14 protein-coding genes are annotated in these 18,839 nt (G+C 69.7%); 1 reads left to right on the top strand and 13 read right to left on the bottom strand.

Annotated elements, in window-relative coordinates; all coding sequences use genetic code 11:
* Nucleotides 1-97 precede the first annotated feature (97 nt).
* The 13 genes from OG842_RS26195 to OG842_RS26135 all read right to left on the bottom strand — a co-directional run bounded on the left by OG842_RS26195 (nucleotide 98) and on the right by OG842_RS26135 (nucleotide 17,638).
* Nucleotides 98-880, bottom strand: a complete 783-nt coding sequence (locus OG842_RS26195; RefSeq protein ID WP_266733073.1) for a TIGR03936 family radical SAM-associated protein — start codon at nucleotides 878-880, stop codon at nucleotides 98-100.
* Between the two features lie 122 nt (nucleotides 881-1,002).
* On the bottom strand, nucleotides 1,003-2,166 hold the full coding sequence (locus OG842_RS26190; protein WP_266733072.1) for a hypothetical protein: 1,164 nt from the start codon (nucleotides 2,164-2,166) through the stop codon (nucleotides 1,003-1,005).
* A gap of 93 nt (nucleotides 2,167-2,259) precedes the next feature.
* The gene (locus tag OG842_RS26185) at nucleotides 2,260-4,185 is read right to left on the bottom strand and encodes a TIGR03960 family B12-binding radical SAM protein (protein ID WP_266733071.1); all 1,926 of its coding nucleotides are present in this window, start codon (nucleotides 4,183-4,185) and stop codon (nucleotides 2,260-2,262) included.
* A 50-nt stretch (nucleotides 4,186-4,235) separates the two neighbouring features.
* Nucleotides 4,236-5,789 (bottom strand): CYTH and CHAD domain-containing protein, encoded by a 1,554-nt coding sequence (locus tag OG842_RS26180; protein ID WP_266733070.1) that lies wholly within the window; start codon nucleotides 5,787-5,789, stop codon nucleotides 4,236-4,238.
* A gap of 51 nt (nucleotides 5,790-5,840) precedes the next feature.
* Entirely contained in the window at nucleotides 5,841-7,031 is a 1,191-nt protein-coding gene (gene rodA, locus OG842_RS26175; protein WP_266733069.1) for a rod shape-determining protein RodA, read from the bottom strand.
* Nucleotides 7,031-9,196 carry a penicillin-binding protein 2 gene (gene mrdA, locus OG842_RS26170; RefSeq protein WP_266733068.1) on the bottom strand — a complete coding sequence of 722 codons (2,166 nt, stop codon included), beginning with the start codon at nucleotides 9,194-9,196 and terminating at the stop codon, nucleotides 7,031-7,033. The genes rodA and mrdA overlap by 1 nt, the downstream gene beginning before the upstream one ends.
* A 61-nt stretch (nucleotides 9,197-9,257) precedes the next feature.
* Complete coding sequence (gene mreD, locus OG842_RS26165) at nucleotides 9,258-9,920, bottom strand: rod shape-determining protein MreD (RefSeq protein ID WP_266733067.1); 663 nt, start codon at nucleotides 9,918-9,920, stop codon at nucleotides 9,258-9,260.
* Between the two features lie 11 nt (nucleotides 9,921-9,931).
* Entirely contained in the window at nucleotides 9,932-10,984 is a 1,053-nt protein-coding gene (gene mreC / locus OG842_RS26160; protein ID WP_266733066.1) for a rod shape-determining protein MreC, read from the bottom strand.
* Nucleotides 10,985-11,163: 179 nt separating this feature from the next.
* Nucleotides 11,164-12,183 (bottom strand): rod shape-determining protein, encoded by a 1,020-nt coding sequence (locus OG842_RS26155; RefSeq protein ID WP_124717728.1) that lies wholly within the window; start codon nucleotides 12,181-12,183, stop codon nucleotides 11,164-11,166.
* Between the two features lie 292 nt (nucleotides 12,184-12,475).
* Nucleotides 12,476-12,889 carry a nucleoside-diphosphate kinase gene (gene ndk / locus OG842_RS26150; protein ID WP_266733065.1) on the bottom strand — a complete coding sequence of 138 codons (414 nt, stop codon included), beginning with the start codon at nucleotides 12,887-12,889 and terminating at the stop codon, nucleotides 12,476-12,478.
* A gap of 97 nt (nucleotides 12,890-12,986) precedes the next feature.
* A complete protein-coding gene (locus tag OG842_RS26145) occupies nucleotides 12,987-13,346 on the bottom strand; it encodes a DUF4233 domain-containing protein (RefSeq protein ID WP_266733064.1) in 360 nt (119 codons plus the stop codon).
* 4 nt (nucleotides 13,347-13,350) lie between these two features.
* The gene (gene folC / locus OG842_RS26140) at nucleotides 13,351-14,874 is read right to left on the bottom strand and encodes a bifunctional tetrahydrofolate synthase/dihydrofolate synthase (RefSeq protein ID WP_266733063.1); all 1,524 of its coding nucleotides are present in this window, start codon (nucleotides 14,872-14,874) and stop codon (nucleotides 13,351-13,353) included.
* A gap of 142 nt (nucleotides 14,875-15,016) precedes the next feature.
* Nucleotides 15,017-17,638 (bottom strand): valine--tRNA ligase, encoded by a 2,622-nt coding sequence (locus OG842_RS26135; RefSeq protein WP_266733062.1) that lies wholly within the window; start codon nucleotides 17,636-17,638, stop codon nucleotides 15,017-15,019.
* 140 nt (nucleotides 17,639-17,778) lie between these two features.
* On the opposite strand from OG842_RS26135, the gene OG842_RS26130 reads away from it, so the two are divergent.
* A complete protein-coding gene (locus tag OG842_RS26130; RefSeq protein WP_266733061.1) occupies nucleotides 17,779-18,828 on the top strand; it encodes a hypothetical protein in 1,050 nt (349 codons plus the stop codon).
* Nucleotides 18,829-18,839 lie beyond the last annotated feature (11 nt).

The following is an 18,839-nucleotide window of genomic DNA, read 5'->3' as shown; positions in this document are numbered from 1 at the left end:
TACGCGTGGTGCGTACGGCCTGGCGAAAGTCTTATGGGTCATCGCGCGGCCCGAACCGGAAGACTCCCGAGTCGGAGGCTGCGCTGCAACGACCGCCTTACGCGGAACCTGCACCTTCCGGCGCCGTCGCGACGGCGGTCCCGGTGGCCGCTGATGGAGCGGCCGGGGCTGCCTCGCGGTCGGGCGCGAGCGGGTCGGTCACCGTGCCGGACTCCTCGTCGAAGAGCCCCTGCGCCAGCCTGGTCACCGCTGCGGGGACCGGCGGCGCCAGGTCGGCCACAACTCGGAGACCGGACAGGACGTCGTCAGGTCGCACGGCAGGTGTCACGTGCCGAACAACCAGCCGCAGTATCGCACAGGGCCTGTCCTCGGGCCTATCAGCCTGTGGATCAAGGGCCTGCAGGTCGACCACGGCGGCACGGGCGTCGAAGGTGCGCATGCCGTTCTTGGCACGGCGTTGGACCTCGACGGTCTCCGCCCCGTTGAACGCGGCCACGGCCTCGGCCGCGTCCGCCACGGCGACACCGTCGAGACGGAGCTCCCAGACGGAGGCGGTCAGCCGGTCGGCGAGACCCGAGGTACGGGCCTCCACGGCGTCCGTGATGTCGAGACCGTCCGGCAGCGAGTCGTTGAGCAGGTCCCGCAGGACGGCCGGATCGCGGGCCTCGGTGAGGGCGATCTCCAGGAACTCGGCCTCACTGCCCGTGCCGGTCGGGGCGGCGTTGGCGTACGACACCTTCGGGTGCGGGGTGAACCCTGCCGAGTAGGCCATGGGCACCTCGGAACGGCGCAGTGCCCGCTCGAAGGCGCGCTGGAAGTCACGGTGACTGGTGAACCGGAGGCGGCCGCGCTTGGTGTAGCGCAGTCGGATGCGCTGCACTGCCGGTGCGGGCGGCGGGCCTTCGGGCTGTCGCTTGCCCAGTGGTTCTTCTCCTCGGTGCGGGGCGGACGCGGTGGGGCGCCGCCCTCGAAATGCGGGTGGCCCGGGGTGTCCGGTCCGGCTCACCCCCGCTCGGCTTTTTTCTCTCCGGGCGAGGAGATCTCTGGTTCGGGCGCCGCGCTGGGCACAGTCGTTGTTTGTTGCGTAGCACCCAGCCTACGCGTAACACGCCTCCCCAGTTCCCGGGGCTCGGGCTCCCGGGCACCGCCGACCAGGGCCCGCCACGCATCGCGGCGTGCCTGGCGTACGGTCTCGCCCGCCGAGCGCAGCGCCGACCGGGCCACCCGTCCCGCCTCGGCGGCGGCCCGCCCGGCCGGGGCCCGGATCCGATCGCGCACGAAATGGCCCAACGGTGTGCAGACCGTGCGGTAGGCCCAGGCCACCGGCGCCCCGACCAGATGCCAGGCCAGCCAGGCGATGGCCCGGCCGAGAGCCCGCGAGATGTACCCCGCGACCTGCCAGGCGATACCGAACGCGGCCGCGATCTCCCGGCCCAGCGGGGAAAGGAGCCTCCGGTGCAGCCAGTGAAGCGGCACGACCAGCAGCGTCCTGACCAGCCACACCGCCGCCCTCCATAGCCCGGTCCCGATGGCCGCGATTCCGTGCGCCAGCTTGTCGAGCAGCCAGGCGGCGCCGTGGCCGAGCGGGGTGAGCACTTCCTCGTACAGCCACCGCAGCGGCCGTACGGCCAGGTGCTCGACCAGCCAGGCCGCACCGTGCCCGAGGGGGACCAGGACGTACCGCCACAGCCCGGTCACCGGCAGGACGACCAAGACGAGGAGCACCCGGCCGACGGCCCGGCGGATACCGCGTCCGGCGGGTGCGAGCAGCTCCCGGTACGTCCACCGCAGCCCGTGCCCGACCGAAGTGAGCACCGACTCGTACAGCCACACCACCGGCACCACCAGCCCGTACCGCACCCCCGGCACCAGCGCATACCGCCAGAGCGCGACCCACGGCCACACGAAGACCGCCGCGCCCAGCCACATCAGCGCATGTCCGAGCGGGACGAGCACCGGCTCGTACAGCCGGACCAGGGCGCGGCCCAGCGGGCGCAGCAGCGTCCGGTAGGCGGCGCGGGCCGCCACCACCAGGGCGTCCCAGGCCATCCGTACGGGCAGGACGACCACCAGCACCACGATCCGGACCGGGATCCGGATCAGCAGGGTCAGGCAGCCCTCGTCGGCTCGGTACTCCGCCGGGGCCCGGTGTCTGGCGCAGTCCATGCCGTGAACGACGCGAAGGCCCGGCCGGGGGTTTCCCGGGCCGGGCCTTCGTCACTCATCCGTCACCTGCGGGGACGCGCCCGCGGCGGCCGGCTACTTCACGACCGTGAGCGGCAGCAGCTTCTTGCCGGTCGGGCCGATCTGGATGCTGGTGTCCATCTGCGGGCAGACGCCGCAGTCGAAGCACGGGGTCCAGCGGCAGTCCTCGACCTCGGTCTCGTCGAGCGAGTCCTGCCAGTCCTCCCAGAGCCAGTCCTTGTCGAGGCCGGAGTCCAGGTGGTCCCAGGGCAGGACCTCCTCGTAGCTCCGCTCGCGGGTGGTGTACCAGTCGACGTCCACGCCGTACTCGGGCAGCGTCTTCTCGGCGGCGGTCATCCAGCGGTCGTAGCTGAAGTGCTCGCGCCAGCCGTCGAAGCGGCCGCCGGACTCGTAGACCGCGCGGATGACGGAGCCGACGCGGCGGTCGCCGCGCGAGAGCAGGCCCTCGACGATGCCGGGCTTGCCGTCGTGGTAGCGGAAGCCGATGGAGCGGCCGTACTTCTTGTCGCCGCGGATCTTGTCGCGGAGCTTGGTGAGCCGGGCGTCGGTCTCCTCGGCGCTCAGCTGCGGGGCCCACTGGAACGGGGTGTGCGGCTTGGGCACGAAGCCGCCGATGGAGACGGTGCAGCGGATGTCGTTCTGGCCGGAGACCTCGCGGCCCTTGGCGATCACGTTGACCGCCATGTCGCCGATCTGGAGGACGTCCTCGTCGGTCTCGGTGGGCAGGCCGCACATGAAGTACAGCTTCACCTGGCGCCAGCCGTTGCCGTACGCGGTGGCGACGGTACGGATGAGGTCCTCTTCGGAGACCATCTTGTTGATGACCTTGCGCATCCGCTCGGAGCCGCCCTCGGGGGCGAAGGTGAGGCCGGAGCGGCGGCCGTTGCGGGTCAGCTCGTTGGCGAGGTCCACGTTGAACGCGTCGACGCGGGTGGACGGCAGCGAGAGACCGATCTTGTCCTCGGTGTAGCGGTCGGCGAGGCCCTTGGCGATCTCACCGATCTCGGTGTGGTCGGCGGAGGAGAGCGAGAGCAGGCCGACCTCCTCGAAGCCGGTCGCCTTGAGACCCTTCTCGACCATCTCGCCGATGCCGGTGATGCTTCGCTCCCGCACGGGGCGCGTGATCATGCCGGCCTGGCAGAAACGGCAGCCGCGGGTGCAGCCGCGGAAGATCTCGACGGACATCCGCTCGTGGACGGTCTCGGCGAGCGGGACGAGGGGCTGCTTCGGGTACGGCCACTCGTCGAGGTCCATGACGGTGTGCTTGGAGACCCGCCACGGCACGCCCGACTTGTTCGGCACGACACGGCCGATCCGGCCGTCCGGGAGGTACTCGACGTCGTAGAAGCCCGGGACGTAGACGCCGCCGGTCCTCGCGAGGCGGAAGAGCACCTCCTCGCGGCCGCCGGGGCGGCCCTCGGCCTTCCAGGCGCGGATGATCTCGGTGATCTCCAGGACGGCCTGCTCGCCGTCGCCGATGACCGCGCAGTCGATGAACTCGGCGATCGGCTCGGGGTTGAACGCGGCGTGGCCGCCCGCGAGGACGATCGGGTCGTCGATGGTGCGGTTCCGGGCCTCCAGCGGGATGCCCGCGAGGTCCAGGGCGGTGAGCATGTTGGTGTAGCCGAGCTCGGTGGAGAAGCTCAGCCCGAAGACGTCGAACGCCTTGACCGGGCGGTGGCTGTCCACGGTGAACTGCGGGACCTTGTGCTCGCGCATCAGCTCTTCGAGGTCCGGCCACACGCTGTAGGTGCGCTCGGCGAGCACGCCCTGGCGCTCGTTGAGTACCTCGTAGAGGATCATGACGCCCTGATTGGGGAGCCCGACCTCGTACGCGTCCGGGTACATCAGGGCCCAGCGGACGTCGCATTCGTCCCACGGCTTGACGGTGGAGTTCAGCTCACCGCCGACGTACTGGATGGGCTTCTGCACATGCGGGAGCAGAGCTTCGAGCTGTGGGAAGACCGAATCGACAGACATCGCGAACTTTCGAGAGCCGGCAAGGGTGACCATCAAGCGTACCCCGATGCTCAGCCTTCCAGAGCCGTCCGCAACCGGGGCCGTGACGCCCGCCTCCACACCTCGGGCAGCTCCCGTTCCCGGGCGGCGGCGACCGCCTCCTCCCGCCCGTACAGCAGTCCCCAGGTGAAGGCCGGCTCCCCCGCCGCGTGCGCCTGGACGGCCAGGGTGCGCAGGGCCTCGCGGGCCACCACGCTGTCCTGGTGGTCGCCGAGGAGGCTCTGGACCGCCTTCATCCGTCCGGCGAACCGCCCGGCGGGTTTCCCGAGCGCGGGCCGGGCCGCCTCCGCCGCGTACCGGACGCGTTTGGCGGCCTTGCGGGCCTCGTGCACGGCCAGATCCCGGTCGTGGCCGGGCGGGAGCTCCAGGGCGCGGCCGGCCCGGTCCGCGAGGCGCCCGTACTCCTTCAGCACGGCGCGGGACAGCTCCCGCCCGGGGGCACGTGCGGCGGCGGGCAGCAGGGGCGGGGCGGCGAGCAGGGCGTCGAGGCTCTCCAGGAGGGCCAGGTACCGCTTCCCGTCGAGCACGGCGACGGTGCGGCGGCGGGAGCCGTTGCGGGTGGCCGCCGACCAGATCCGGAGCCGGCCGCGGACCGGGCCGAGGACCAGGGTGCGGGGCAGTTCCGCGAGACGGGCGCGCAGCCGGGCGTCGAGCACTTCCTGGTCGCGGTCGATGCCGAGCTCGGCGGCCAGCCATTTCAGCTCGGCGCCGACCGGGTCGGTGGCGTCGCGGTCGAGGATCCTCCGGTACGTCCGCAGCGCGCTGCGCAGCCTGCGGGTGGCGACCCGCATCTGATGCACGGAGTCGGGGAGGTCGCGGCGCACGGCGGGGTCCAGGGCGACGATCGCCTCGGTCTGGTGGCGTATGTACGCGAGGACGTGATCGCCCGCGGTGGGCTTCTGCCGGGTCTTGCCCGCGGGGCTCTTCCCCCGGCCCGCCGGGCTCTTCTGCTGCTTCGGCGCGGTCTCGGCAAGTGCCCTGGACAGCTTGGACGGGGACGCGGACGGGCGGATCCCGGCCTTGCGCAGCCGGCGCTCCACGGCGTCGAGGAAGGCGGGGTCGCCGTCGTCCGCGAGTTCCGCCTCGATCTCGGTCCAGGCGGTCCGGGCGGCCGCGGCTCCGCCGCCCGTCAGCCGTTCGGCCCGCACCCGGTCGACGCTGACCTCGGCGAGCAGGGCGCCCTCGGCGTCGAGCAGGTGGTGGACGTCGCGGGCGGAGACCAGCCGGACGACGGGGACGAGGCCGCGGTCGCGGACCCGGGAGCGCAGCAGCCCCGCGAAGGAGCGCGGCAGGGTGTCGGAGAGGGGTTCTCGCAGCTCGTCCCGGATGCCGGAGGCGACCGGGAACTTGAGGTGCCAGCCGGCGTCGCTCCCGCCGGTGCGGCGGCGCAGGGTGAGGGAGTCCGCCGCGAGCCGGAGGTCCTCGGTGTCGTAGTAGACGGCGTCCAGTTCGGTGACGCCCCGGTGGGCGACGGCGCAGACCCCGGCCACCCGGCTCAGGTCCGGGAGCCGGGTGTCCGCGGTGGCTTCGTACTTCCGCTCGATCTCGCGCTTCGAGTCCGCCATGACCCGAATCTAGACGCCTTGTGCGCGAATGGGCAGTGCTCCGGTAGCGGCTCAGGCGCTTATCGGCCGTTGCACCCTGATCGACTGGAGCAGCCCGACGGCCACCCAGACGGCGAACATCGAGGACCCTCCGTACGACACGAACGGCAGCGGGAGCCCGGCGACCGGCATGATGCCCAGCGTCATCCCGATGTTCTCGAAGGCCTGGAAGGCGAACCAGGCGATGATTCCGGCGGCGACGATCGTGCCGTACAGCTCGGTCGTCTCGCGGGCGATCCGGCAGGCGCGCCACAGGACGACGCCGAGCAGGACGAGGATCAGCCCGGCGCCGAGGAAGCCGAGCTCCTCGCCCGCGACGGTGAAGACGAAGTCGGTCTGCTGCTCGGGGACGAACTGGCCGGTGGTCTGGGTGCCGTGGAACAGGCCCGTCCCGGAGAGGCCGCCGGAGCCGATCGCGATGCGGGCCTGGTTGGTGTTGTAGCCGACGCCCGCCGGGTCGAGCGCGGGGTTGGCGAAGGCGGCGAAGCGGGCGATCTGGTACTCGTCGAGCAGGCCGAGCTGCCAGATCGCGATCGCGCCGGCCACACCCGCGCCGAGCAGCCCGGCGATCCAGCGGTTGGAGGCGCCGGAGGCGAGGAGCACACCGAGCACGATGACGACCATGACCATCACGGAGCCGAGGTCCGGCATTCCCATGACGACGGCCATCGGGACGGCCGCCAGGCCGAGGGCCTTGGCGACGGTCCGGTGGTCGGGATAGAGCTGGTCGCCCGCGTCGACGCGCTCGGCGAGCAGCATCGCCATGATCAGGATGATGGTGATCTTGGTGAACTCGGACGGCTGGAGCGAGAACCCGCCGCCGATGATGATCCAGGCGTGGGCGCCGTTGACGGTGGCGCCGAGCGGGGTGAGCACCGCGAGCACCAGGAGCACCGAGAGGCCGTAGAGGATCGGGACGGCGCCGCGCAGGGTGCGGTGGCCGAGCCAGATCGTGCCGACCATCAGGGCGAAGCCGATGCCGGTGTTGAGGGCGTGCCGGAAGAGGAAGTAGTACGGGTCGCCGTGGGTGAGCGAGTCACGTCCCCGGGTCGCCGAGTAGACCAGCAGCGAGCCGATGAAGGAGAGCGCGATCGCGGAGCCGAGCAGCGGCCAGTCGAGTTTGCGTACGACGGAGTCGCGGGCGGTGAGTTTGCCCCAGGCGGACCGCTCGGGGGCGTACCGCTGGACGGAGAAGCCGGCCATCAGTCACGCCTCCCCAGCGCCGCGGCGAGGGTCTGTTCCTCCGGGGTCTTCTGCGAGTCCGGGTTGTAGGGCTTGATCTCCGGGGCGTCGATCGAGCCGTCCTGCTGGATCTTCGGCAGGGACTTCTGCGGGGTGGGCAGCAGCGCCTTCTTCAGGTCCTGCTTGCCGGAGTCGTCGAGACCGTAGAGGGCGTCGTAGATGTTGCGCACGGCGGGCCCGGACGCACCGGAGCCCGTACCGCCCTGGGAGATCGTCATGACGATCGAGTAGTCCTTGGTGTACGTGGCGAACCAGGAGGTCGTCTGCTTGCCGTAGACCTCGGCGGTACCCGTCTTGGCGTGCATCGGGATCTTGTCCTGCGGCCAGCCGCCGAATCGCCAGGCGGCCGAACCACGGGTCGCGACTCCCGCGAGGGCACCGTCTATCTCGTTGCGGGTCTTGCGCGAGAACGGCAGCTTGCCGTGCGACTCGGGCTTGATCACCTCGACACTCTTGCCGTCGCCGCTGACGATCGCCTTGCCGACGGTGGGGTCGTACAGGGTGCCGCCGTTGGAGATCGCGGCGTAGATGGTGGCCATCTGGATCGGCGTGACGAGCGTGTCGCCCTGGCCGATCGAGTAGTTGACGGAGTCACCGGCGCGCATCTTGTCGCCTTCGAGGCAGTTCTCGTACGCGATCTGCTCGACGTACGTGCCGCCCTTCTTGCCCTGCTTGCACCAGGCGTCCTTGTTCGCCTTGTAGAAGTCCTGCTTCCACTTGCGGTCGGGGACCCGGCCGCTGACCTCGTTGGGGAGGTCGATGCCGGTCTCCTTGCCGAGGCCGAACTGGTGGGCGGTCTTGTAGAACCAGTCCTTGGTGTTCTTCTTGGGGGTCATCCCGCCGTCCTTCAGCCACTCCTTGTGCGCGATGCCGTAGTACACGGTGTCGCAGGAGACTTCGAGGGCCCGGCCGATGGTGATGTCGCCGTAGCCCTGGGACTCGAAGTTCTTGAAGGTCTGCCCGCCGACGTTGTACGAGCTGGGGCACGGGTAGTGGCCGTCGAAGGGGTAACCGGCGTTGACCGCGGCGGTCGAGGAGATGACCTTGAAGATCGAGCCGGGGGCGGCCTGGCCCTGGATCGCCCGGTTCAGCAGCGGGAAGTTGGACTTCTTGCCGGTGAGCTTGGCGTAGTCCTTGGCGGAGATACCGCCGACCCAGGAGTTGGGGTCGTAGTTCGGCAGCGAGGCCATCGCGACGACGCGGCCGGTCTTGGCCTCCATGACGACGACGGCGCCGGAGTCGGCCTTGTAGTTCTCGCCGGTGTTCTTGTCGAAGGACTTACGGGCCGTCTTCATGGCCTCGTTGAGCTCGTACTCGGCGACGGCCTGGACCCGGGCGTCGATGGAGGTGACGACGCTGGAGCCGGGTTCCGCCTTGTCGTCCTTCGCCTGGCCGATGACCCGGCCGAGGTTGTCGACCTCGTAGCGGGTGACCCCGGCCTTGCCTCGCAGCTCCTTGTCGTAGGTGCGCTCCAGGCCGGAGCGGCCGACCTGGTCGGAGCGGAGGTACGGCGAGTCGGTGTCCTGGGCCTTGGTGATCTCCTCGTCGGTGACCGGCGAGAGGTAGCCGAGGACCTGGGCGGTGTTGGCCTTGCCGGGCTCTCCGTAACGGCGTACGGCGGTGGGCTCGGCAGTGATGCCGGGGAAGTCCTCGGCGCGTTCGCGGATCGTGAGGGCCTGCTGGGTGGTGGCCTCGTCGGTGACCGGGATCGGCTGGTACGGCGAGCCGTTCCAGCAGGGCTGCGGCGTCTTGGAGTCGCAGAGCCGGACCTTGTCGAGGACTTCCTTGGGCTTCATGTCGAGGACGCCGGCGAGCCGGGTCAGGACGCTCTTGCCGTCGTCGTCCATCTTCATCAGCTCGGTGCGGCTCGCGGAGACGACGAGACGGGTCTCGTTGTCGGCCAGCGGCACACCGCGCGCATCGAGGATGGAGCCGCGGACGGCGGGCTGGACGACCTGCTGGACGTGGTTGTTCTTCGCCTCGTCGCTGTACTCCTGGCCGTTGCGGATCTGGAGGTACCAGAGGCGTCCGCCGAGGGTGAGCAGCAGGGAGAAGACGAGGACCTGGATGACGATGAGACGGATCTGGACCCGCTGGGTCCGGCCGGTCTCGGGGATGTTGGTCACGGGGTGCCCCCGGTGGTGGTCGGGCCGGAGGTACGCGCGGTGTCCCGCCTGCGGTGCGGTCTCACAGTCGCTTGACTCCCTTGATCCGTCCCGCGCGGGCCGCGCGGCTGCGGGCGGCCTTGACGCGCAGTCCGCCGCGCTGGCTGCCGATCCGCAGTCCGGTGCCGGAGGCGAGCCAGCCCGCGGCCACGTCGCCGCCGCCGGAGGAGTCCGAGAGCGGGGCGTTCACCGTGCGTCTGGCGATCGCCATGACCAGCGGTACGACGAAGGGGGCGAGGAGCAGGTCGTAGACGGCCGCCGTGAACATCAGGCTGCCGAGGCCGACATGACGGGCCGCCGTGTCCCCGACGAGCGCGCCGACCATCGCGTACAGCAGGGTCGAGCCGATCGCGGCGGCGACGACCCCGATCATCGGGACCATCGCCGACTTCAGCTGCCCGTTCTCCGGCTTCGCCAGCCCGGCGAGGTAGCCGATGACGCAGAGGACCAGTGCGTAGCGTCCGGCGGCATGGTCGGCGGGCGGTGCCAGGTCGGCGAGGAGTCCCGCGCCGAAGCCGATGAGGGCGCCGCTGACGTGCCCGTACACGAAGGCGAGAGCGAGGACGACCAGGAGCAGCAGGTCCGGCACGGCGCCGGGGAGCTGGAGCCGGGCGAGCACGGAGACCTGGACGACGAGAGCGACGACGACCAGGACGGTGGAGAGCAGAATCCGGTTCAGGCGCATGGGAATCAGCTCTACCTCTGCTCGTCTACCGCGTTATCAGCGTTCGGTGTGGCGCCCGGAGTGCCGTTCGGGTCCGGGCTGTTGCTGGGATCCGGGCTCTCGTGGATGTTGCCGACCACGTTCCCCTCGGTGTCGACGATGTCGCCGTTGGGCGAGATGGTGACGGTGACGGTGGGGGTGGGCTTCGGCTTGGCGGGCTTGGCCGGCTGCTTCGGCAGGACCATGTCACGGGGGTCCTCGCGCGGGGCCTGGACCACGACGCCGACGATGTCGAGCTTGGTGAAGCCGACGTACGGGCGGACGTAGACGGTACGGGTCAGGCCGCCGCCGGACGGGTCGACCCGGACGACCTCGCCGACCGGGACGCCGGGCACGAAGGGCTTGTCCCTGCTGGAGCCGAAGGTGACGAGCCGGTCGCCCTTCTTCACCTTGGCCTTGCCGTTGAGGAACTGGACGGACAGCGGCTGGGAGCCCTGGCCGGTGGCGAAGCCGAGTTCGTCGGTCTTCTCCATGCGGGTGCCGACGGTGAAGTCGGGGTCGTTGGCGAGGAGCACCGTGGCGGTGTCCGGGCCGACGGTGGTGACCCGGCCGACCAGCCCGTCGCCGTTGATGACCGTCATGTCGCGCTTGATTCCGTCGTCGGAACCCGCGTCGATGGTGACCGTCCAGGAGAAGCCCTGGGCCGCTCCTATGGCGATGACCTCGGCGCCCTTGATGCCGTACTGGCCGGCGGCCGAATTCTTCAGCAGCCGGTCCAGTTCACGGACCCGGCTGCGGTTGCGGTCGTCGCTGCCGAGCTTCGTCTTGAGCGCGGCGTTCTGCTGTTCCAGCTGGGCGATCCGGTTGTGCCGTTCGCCGGAGTCGCGTACCGCCCCTATGGCGTTGCCCACCGGGTCGACGGCGGCCGCGACGCCGTTCTCCACCGGCCCGAAGGCCGCTGCGGCGGCCCGCCGGGCGCCGTCCACCGGCGACTCCTCGCCCCCGCGGATGTCCACCGTGATCAATGCGAACGCGATGGCGATCAGCAGCACCAGGAGCAGCCGGCTCTCTCGTGTGTCCCTCACGTGCGGCGGCCGTGCCTTCCTCGTCGGAATGTTCGTGCCTGTATATCAACGATCGGCTGCACGGAACGGCAGTGTTCCGTACAGCGGACCGCTGTGTTGTCCACCCGCCGGGTGGTTCACCTGCGGGGCTGTCCACCTGCGGGTTGTTCACCCGCGGGGTGGTTCACCTACGGGGTTGTTCACCTGCGGGGCTGGGCGTCCAGGACCTGCTGGAGCGCCTCGAACTCCTCGACGCACTTGCCGGATCCGAGCGCCACCGAGTCCAGCGGGTCCTCCGCGATGTGGATCGGCATGCCGGTCTCGCGGCGCAGCCGCTCGTCCAGTCCGCGCAGCAGCGCGCCGCCGCCGGTGAGGACGATGCCGCGGTCCATGACGTCGCCGGAGAGCTCCGGCGGGCACTTGTCGAGCGTGGTCTTCACGGCGTCGACGATCGCGTTGACCGGCTCCTCGATGGCCTTGCGGACCTCGGCGGCCGAGATGACCACGGTCTTGGGCAGCCCGGAGACCAGGTCGCGGCCGCGGATCTCAGTGTGCTCGTCCTTGTCCATGTCGTACGCCGAACCGATCGTGATCTTGATCTGTTCGGCGGTGCGCTCGCCGAGGAGGAGCGAGTACTCCTTCTTGACGTGCTGGATGATCGCGTTGTCCAGTTCGTCACCGGCGACCCGGATCGACTGGGCAGTGACGATTCCGCCCAGCGAGATGACCGCGACCTCGGTGGTGCCGCCGCCGATGTCGACGACCATGTTGCCGGTGGCCTCGTGGACCGGCAGCCCGGAACCGATGGCCGCGGCCATGGGCTCCTCGATGATGTGCACCTGGCGCGCACCGGCCTGCGTCGACGCCTCGATGACGGCGCGTCGCTCGACCCCGGTGATGCCGGAGGGCACGCAGACGACGACCCGGGGGCGGGCCAGGTAGCGGCGCTTGTGGATCTTCAGGATGAAGTAGCGGAGCATCCGCTCGGTGATCTCGAAGTCGGCGATCACGCCGTCCTTCAGGGGCCGCACGGCAACGATGTTGCCCGGCGTGCGCCCGATCATCTTCTTGGCCTCGGAGCCGACCGCCAGGATGCCGCCGGTGTTGGTGTTGATGGCCACGACGGACGGCTCGTTCAGGACGATGCCGCGCCCCCTGACGTACACCAGCGTGTTGGCAGTCCCGAGGTCGATAGCCATGTCACGGCCGATGAACGACATTGATTTCCCCTTGTTCCCCATTGAGGATGCGTCGGGCCTTCCAAGAAAGCGATATATGGCTTGTTCTGGACGGCGAGCTGAGCGCTGCGGGCGTGGAAGATTCCATCGTAGTGCCGTATTGACGGACACCGCGCGAGGGTCCTTCGCCATTGTGGGCGGAACGGGTGGCCGTTCCACTCATGGTGACGTTACGTCGGAGGGATGCGTTCCCGCGATCCAGGACCCTATACCGAAGGGCGACCGAATTAATTCGGTCGCCCCAGGTCATGAGCGCTGTTCGGCTGATCGCGGATCAGACGAGTCCGGGGAAGAAGAGCTTCAGTTCCCGCTCCGCGGACTCCTCGGAGTCCGAGGCGTGGATGAGGTTCTCCCGGGTGATGGTGCCGAAGTCACCGCGGATGGATCCGGGCGCGGCGGCGATCGGGTCGGTGGGGCCGGCCAGCGTACGGACACCCTCGATGACCCGCTCGCCCTCGGCGACCAGCGCCACGATCGGGCCGGACTGCATGAACTCGACGAGCGGCTCGTAGAACGGGCGGCCGACGTGCTCGGCGTAGTGCTGCTCCAGCGTGGCGCGGTCGAGGGTGCGCAGCTCCAGTGCGGTGATCCGCCAGCCGGCCTTGCGCTCGATCCGCCCGACGATCTCGCCGACCAGTCCGCGCCGGACCGCGTCGGGCTTGAGGAGAACGAGGGTGCGCTGGGTCATGGTGTGCGGCTCCTTGCAGGCATGCGGGTGCGGTGAACCCGAGGCTACAGGGGTACGGAGACGGCCCGGCGGCCGGGTTTGGCCACCGGGCACCGCATCAGCCGCCGGCCGGGGCCTCGGCGGCATCCTGCGCCGCCGCCCAGCGGGCCTTCGCCTCGTCGATCTTGCGGCCGTAGTGCACCGAGGCCCACCACAGGCCCGCGAAGACCACGCCGAGGATGAACATCATCGGGACGACGAAGCCGCTCAGCACCAGGGCGATCTGCAGCACCCAGCCGAGCTGTATGCCACCGGGGCGGGTGATCATCCCGCAGAGCAGCACGGAGAGCAGCATGCCGATGCCGCAGACCGTCCAGACAGTGGCATTGGTCAGGTCGTCGGACTTCATCGCGACAAGTCCGGCGAAGCCGATCACGAAGAACTCGCCGATCAGCGTGGATGCACAGAGCGTACGCATGCGGTCAGCGCCTTCCCAGAAGCAGCCGGGCCTCGCCGACCGTGATCACGGAACCGGTCACCAGCACCCCGGCGCCCGCGTACTCGTCCTCTTCCTCGGCGAGGGTGATCGCCGCCTCCAGGGCATCGTCCAGGCGTGGCTCCACCTGGACGCGGTCCTCGCCGAAGACCTCGACCGCGACGGCGGCGAGTTCGTCGACGTCCATCGCGCGGCCGCTGGAGTTCTGCGTGATGACGACCTCGGCGAAGATCGGCTCGAAGGCTTCGAGGAGCCCCTTGACGTCCTTGTCGGAGCTGGTGCCGACGACACCGATCAGCCGGGAGAAGCCGAACGCCTCGGAGAGCCCGTCGGCGGTGGCGCGGGCGCCCGCCGGGTTGTGCGCAGCGTCCAGGACGACGGTGGGGCTGGAGCGGACGACTTCGAGGCGGCCCGGGGAGACCACCGAGGCGAACGCCCGGCGGACCGTTTCGTGGTCGAGCGAGCCGGGCTGCTCGGCGCCGATCCCGAAGAACGCCTCCACCGCGGCGAGCGCCACCGCCGCGTTGTGCGCCTGGTGGGCGCCGTAGAGCGGGAGGAAGATCTCCTCGTATTCGCCGCCCAGGCCGCGCAGCGTCAGCAGCTGCCCGCCGACGGCGATCTCGCGCGAGACGACGCCGAACTCCATGCCCTCGCGGGCCACCGTGGCATCGACCTCGACGGCCTTCTTCAGCATGACCTGCGCGGCGTCCACCGGCTGCTGGGCCAGGATGACCGTGGCGCCCTGCTTGATGATCCCGGACTTCTCGCCGGCGATCTCGGCGGGCGTGGTGCCCAGCCGGTCGGTGTGGTCCAGCGAGATGGGGGTGACGACGGCGACCGAGGAATCGATGACGTTGGTCGCGTCCCAGCTGCCGCCCATGCCGACCTCGACGACCGCTACGTCGACCGGCGCGTCGGCGAAGGCCGCGTACGCCATGCCCGTCAGCACCTCGAAGAAGGAGAGCCGGTACGGCTGCTGGGCGTCGACCATCTCCACGTACGGCTTGATGTCCTGGTACGCCTCGATGAACCGCTCGGGGTCGATCGGGGATCCGTCCAGGCTGATCCGCTCGGTGATCGACTGGACGTGCGGCGAGGTGTAGCGGCCGGTACGCAGGTCGAAGGCGCCGAGCAGCGCCTCGATCATGCGGGCCGTGCTCGTCTTGCCGTTGGTCCCGGTGATGTGGATCGAGGGGTACGCGCGCTGCGGCTCGCCGAGCACGTCCATCAGCGCGGCGATGCGCGTGACGGAGGGCTCCAGCTTGGTCTCGCCCCAGCGTCCGGCGAGCTCCTGCTCCACGGCGCGCAGCGCCTTGTCCACCTCGGGATCGGCGGGGCGGGCGGGGACCTCGTCGCCCTGCGGCGGTCCGGAGCGGGTGCGCAGCGTGCGGCTCCCGGCCTCGATCACCGCCAGGTCGGGGTCGCGCTGGGTCTCTTCGTCGACGATCTCCGCGAAGGTCTCGTCGGGATCGGAGTCGTCGTGCCGGTCGGAAGGGCGGGGCTCACTCACGGGGCCAGTCTACGGATGGGCACGGACATCGCGCGCAGCGCCCGGTGGCGGGGACGAATACCGGGGGCCGGATACCGGCGGAAAGAGCGAAGCCCCCGTCCCCCTGGTCGGTCAGAGGAACGGGGACTCCGTGCTCAGGGGATCAGCTCTGCGGCAGATTCGCCAGTTGACCGGAGATCCGTTCGATGTCGGTCTCGGCCTTGGCGAGCCGGCCGCGGATCTTGTCGACCACGTTGTCCGGGGCCTTGCCGAGGAACGCCTCGTTGGAGAGCTTGCCGACCGCCTGGGCCTTCTCCTTCTCGGCGGCGCCCAGGTCCTTCGTCAGACGCTTGCGCTCCGCCTCGACGTCGATGGTGCCGGAGAGGTCGAGCGCGACCGTGGCCCCCGCGACGGGCAGCGACGCGGTGGCGTGGAAGCCCTCCTCGGCGGGCTGGAGCCGCAGCAGCTGGCGGATGGCCGCCTCGTGCGGGGCGAGCGGCGTACCGGTCAGGGTGAGCTCGGCCGGGACCTTCTGGCCGGGCTGCAGACCCTGGTCGGAGCGGAACCGGCGGACCTCGGTGACGACCTGCTGGACGAGCGCGATCTCCTGCTCGGCCGCGTCGTCGCGGAAGCCGGAGTCCTTCGGCCAGTCGGCGATGACCAGGGTCTCCTTGCCGGTGAGCGTGGTCCACAGCGTCTCGGTGACGAACGGGACGATCGGGTGCAGCACGCGCAGCATCACGTCCAGGACCTCGCCGAGGACCCGGCCTGAGACCTTGGCGCCCTCGCCGCCCGCGAAGAAGGTCGTCTTCGACAGCTCGACGTACCAGTCGAAGACCTCGTCCCACGCGAAGTGGTAAAGGGCGTCGGAGAGCTTCGCGAACTGGAAGTCGTCGTAGAACGCGTCGACTTCGGCGACCGTCTTGTTCAGCCGCGACAGGATCCACCGGTCGGTCGCCGACAGCTGCTCGACGGGCGGCAGCTCGCCCTCCACGGTCGCGCCGTTCATCAGCGCGAAGCGGGTGGCGTTCCAGATCTTGTTGGCGAAGTTGCGGGAGGCCTTGACCCAGTCCTCTCCGATCGGCACGTCCGCGCCCGGGTTGGCCCCTGTGGCGAGCGTGAACCTCACGGCGTCCGAGCCGTACGCGTCCATCCAGTCGATCGGGTCCACCGCGTTCGGGTTGGACTTCGACATCTTCTTGCCGAACTCGTCCCGGACCAGACCGGTGAGCGCGACGGTCTTGAAGGGGACCTCACCGTCCATCGCGTACAGACCGAACATCATCATCCGGACGACCCAGAAGAAGATGATGTCGTGCCCGGTGAGCAGGACGTCGGTCGGGTAGAACTTCTCGAGGTCCGGGGTCTCCTCCGGCCAGCCGAGCGTCGAGAACGGCCAGAGACCGGACGAGAACCAGGTGTCGAGGACGTCCTCGTCCTGGACCCAGCCCTCGCCGGTGGGCGCCTCGTCGTCGGGGCCGACGCAGACCATTTCGCCGTTCGGCCCGTACCAGACGGGAATCCGGTGGCCCCACCACAACTGCCGTGAGATGCACCAGTCGTTGAGGTTGTCGACCCAGTCGAAGTACCGCTTCTCCATGTCCTTCGGGTGGAGCGCGACCCGGTCGTCGCGGACCGCGTCGCCCGCGGCCTTGGCGAGCGTCTCGACCTTGACCCACCACTGGAGGGAGAGGCGGGGCTCGACAGTCGTCTTGCAGCGCGAGCAGTGCCCGACGGAGTGGACGTACGGACGCTTCTCGGCGACGACGCGGCCCTGCTCGCGCATGGCGGCGACGATCGCGGAGCGCGCCTCGAAGCGGTCGAGTCCCTGGAAGGGGCCGTGAACGGTGATGACACCGCGCTCGTCCATGATCGTCATGAGCTCGAGGTCGTGGCGCTGGCCGATCGCGAAGTCGTTCGGGTCGTGAGCGGGCGTCACCTTGACGGCACCCGTGCCGAACTCGGGGTCGACGTGAGTGTCGGCGACGACCGGGATCGTCCGGTCGGTCAGCGGCAGCTTGATCCGCTTGCCGACGAGGTGTGCGTACCGCTCGTCGTCGGGGTGAACGGCGACGGCCGTGTCACCGAGCATGGTCTCGACCCGGGTGGTGGCCACGACGACGGTCTCGTCGCCCTCGCCGTACTTCAACGAGACGAGCTCGCCGTCGTCGTCCTGGTAGTCGACCTCGATGTCGGAGATCGCGGTCAGACAGCGCGGGCACCAGTTGATGATGCGCTCGGCGCGGTAGATCAGCTCGTCGTCGTAGAGCTTCTTGAAGATCGTCTGGACGGCCTTGGAGAGCCCCTCGTCCATGGTGAACCGCTCACGCGACCAGTCGAGCCCTGCACCGAGGCGCTTCAGCTGGCCCAGGATCCGGCCGCCGTACTCGTCCTTCCACTGCCAGACGCGCTCGGTGAACGCCTCGCGGCCGAGATCCTGCCGCGACTTGCCTTCCTCGGCGAGCTGCTGTTCGACCTTGTTCTGGGTGGCGATGCCCGCGTGGTCCATTCCCGGCAGCCACAGCGTCTCGAAGCCCTGCATGCGCTTGCGCCGCGTGAGGGCGTCCATGAGCGTGACCTGGAAGGCATGGCCCAGGTGGAGCGCACCGGTGACGTTCGGCGGCGGAATGACGATCGTGTACGGGGGCTTGTCGCTCTTCGCGTCGGCGGTGAAGTAACCCCGTTCTACCCAGCGCTCATACAGCTTCCCCTCTACCTCGGCCGGTGCGTACTGGGTCGGCAGTTCGGGGTTGCTGGCTGGCGTCTGCTGAGTGTTCTCGGTCACGGGGGACAGTTTAGGGCCGTCACAGTCGTGCACTGAAACCGGTTTGTTGAGTAACGGAGTGACTCCCGGTGCTCCATACGGGGAGCCCTTCCGTCAGGATGTTCGGAACGCATAAGCATGACGAACAGGGGACACCGCAGATGAGCTACAACCAGCCGGGCCCGTACGGCGGCCAGCCGCCCCAGGGCCAGCCGGGGCCGTACGGCGGTCAGCCGCCCCAGGGTCAGCCCGGCCCCTACGGCCAACAGCCGCAGGGCCAGCCCGGCCCGTACGGCCAGCAGCCGGGCCCGTACGGTGGCCAGCCCCCGCAGGGCCAGCCGGGGTACGGATACCCGCAGCAGGCCCCCCAGGGTGTCCCGCCCCAGCAGCAGCCCCAGCCGGGCTACGGCTACCCCCAGGCCCAGCAGCCCGGCCCGTACGGCCAGCAGCCCCCCACGCCCCCGTACGGCGGCCAGCAGGCGTACGGCACGATGCCGATGCCCCCGGCCCAGCCGAAGAAGAAGACCGGCCTGATCGTCGGTGGCGTCGTCGTGGCGCTGGCGGTCATCGGGGGCGGGGTGTACTTCCTGACGTCGGGGGGCGGCGCGAGCAACAGCGACGTCGCGGACTCCACCAAGGGGTACAAACTGACGCCCGCGGCGTCGGTGGACGACTACAAGAACGACTCGTCGGGGGGTGCGTCGTCGCCGATGACCGGCGAGAGCAAGACGAAGGCCGAAGGGATGGGGATCAAGAACCCCCAGCAGACGGTGGCTCAGTACAGCGCGGGCACCAAGGAGAACGAGCTCAGTATCAAGGGCCTCACGCTCCAGGGCATCTGGGGCGACGTCACCGACCCCGCGAAGGTCATCGACAATTCGTTCACGAACACCGAGAACGACATGCAGAAGAAGAACAAGGACTTGCAGTACTCCCTCGTCGGAAGCGCCCAGGCCAAGACCCCGTCCGGTTTCAAGGGGGCGCTGATGAAGTGCCAGGACATGAAGGTGACGAACAGCAAGGGTGACGGAACCGCGAAGAACGGGCCGAAGGAGTTCACCATTCCCACCTGTGTCTGGGCCGACTACAGCACGGTCGGTGTGGTGAGCGGGGTCGACGTGGCGCTCTCCATGGCCGGCAAGGGCATGTCCCAGGACGACCTGGCCGCCCTGACCGCCAAGCTCTACAACACGTCCCGCACCAAGGTCTGATCGGACCGCAC

The organism is Streptomyces sp. NBC_00376, from assembly GCF_036077095.1.
GTDB lineage: Bacteria > Actinomycetota > Actinomycetes > Streptomycetales > Streptomycetaceae > Streptomyces.
This window is presented reverse-complemented; position numbering and strand designations above follow the sequence as displayed.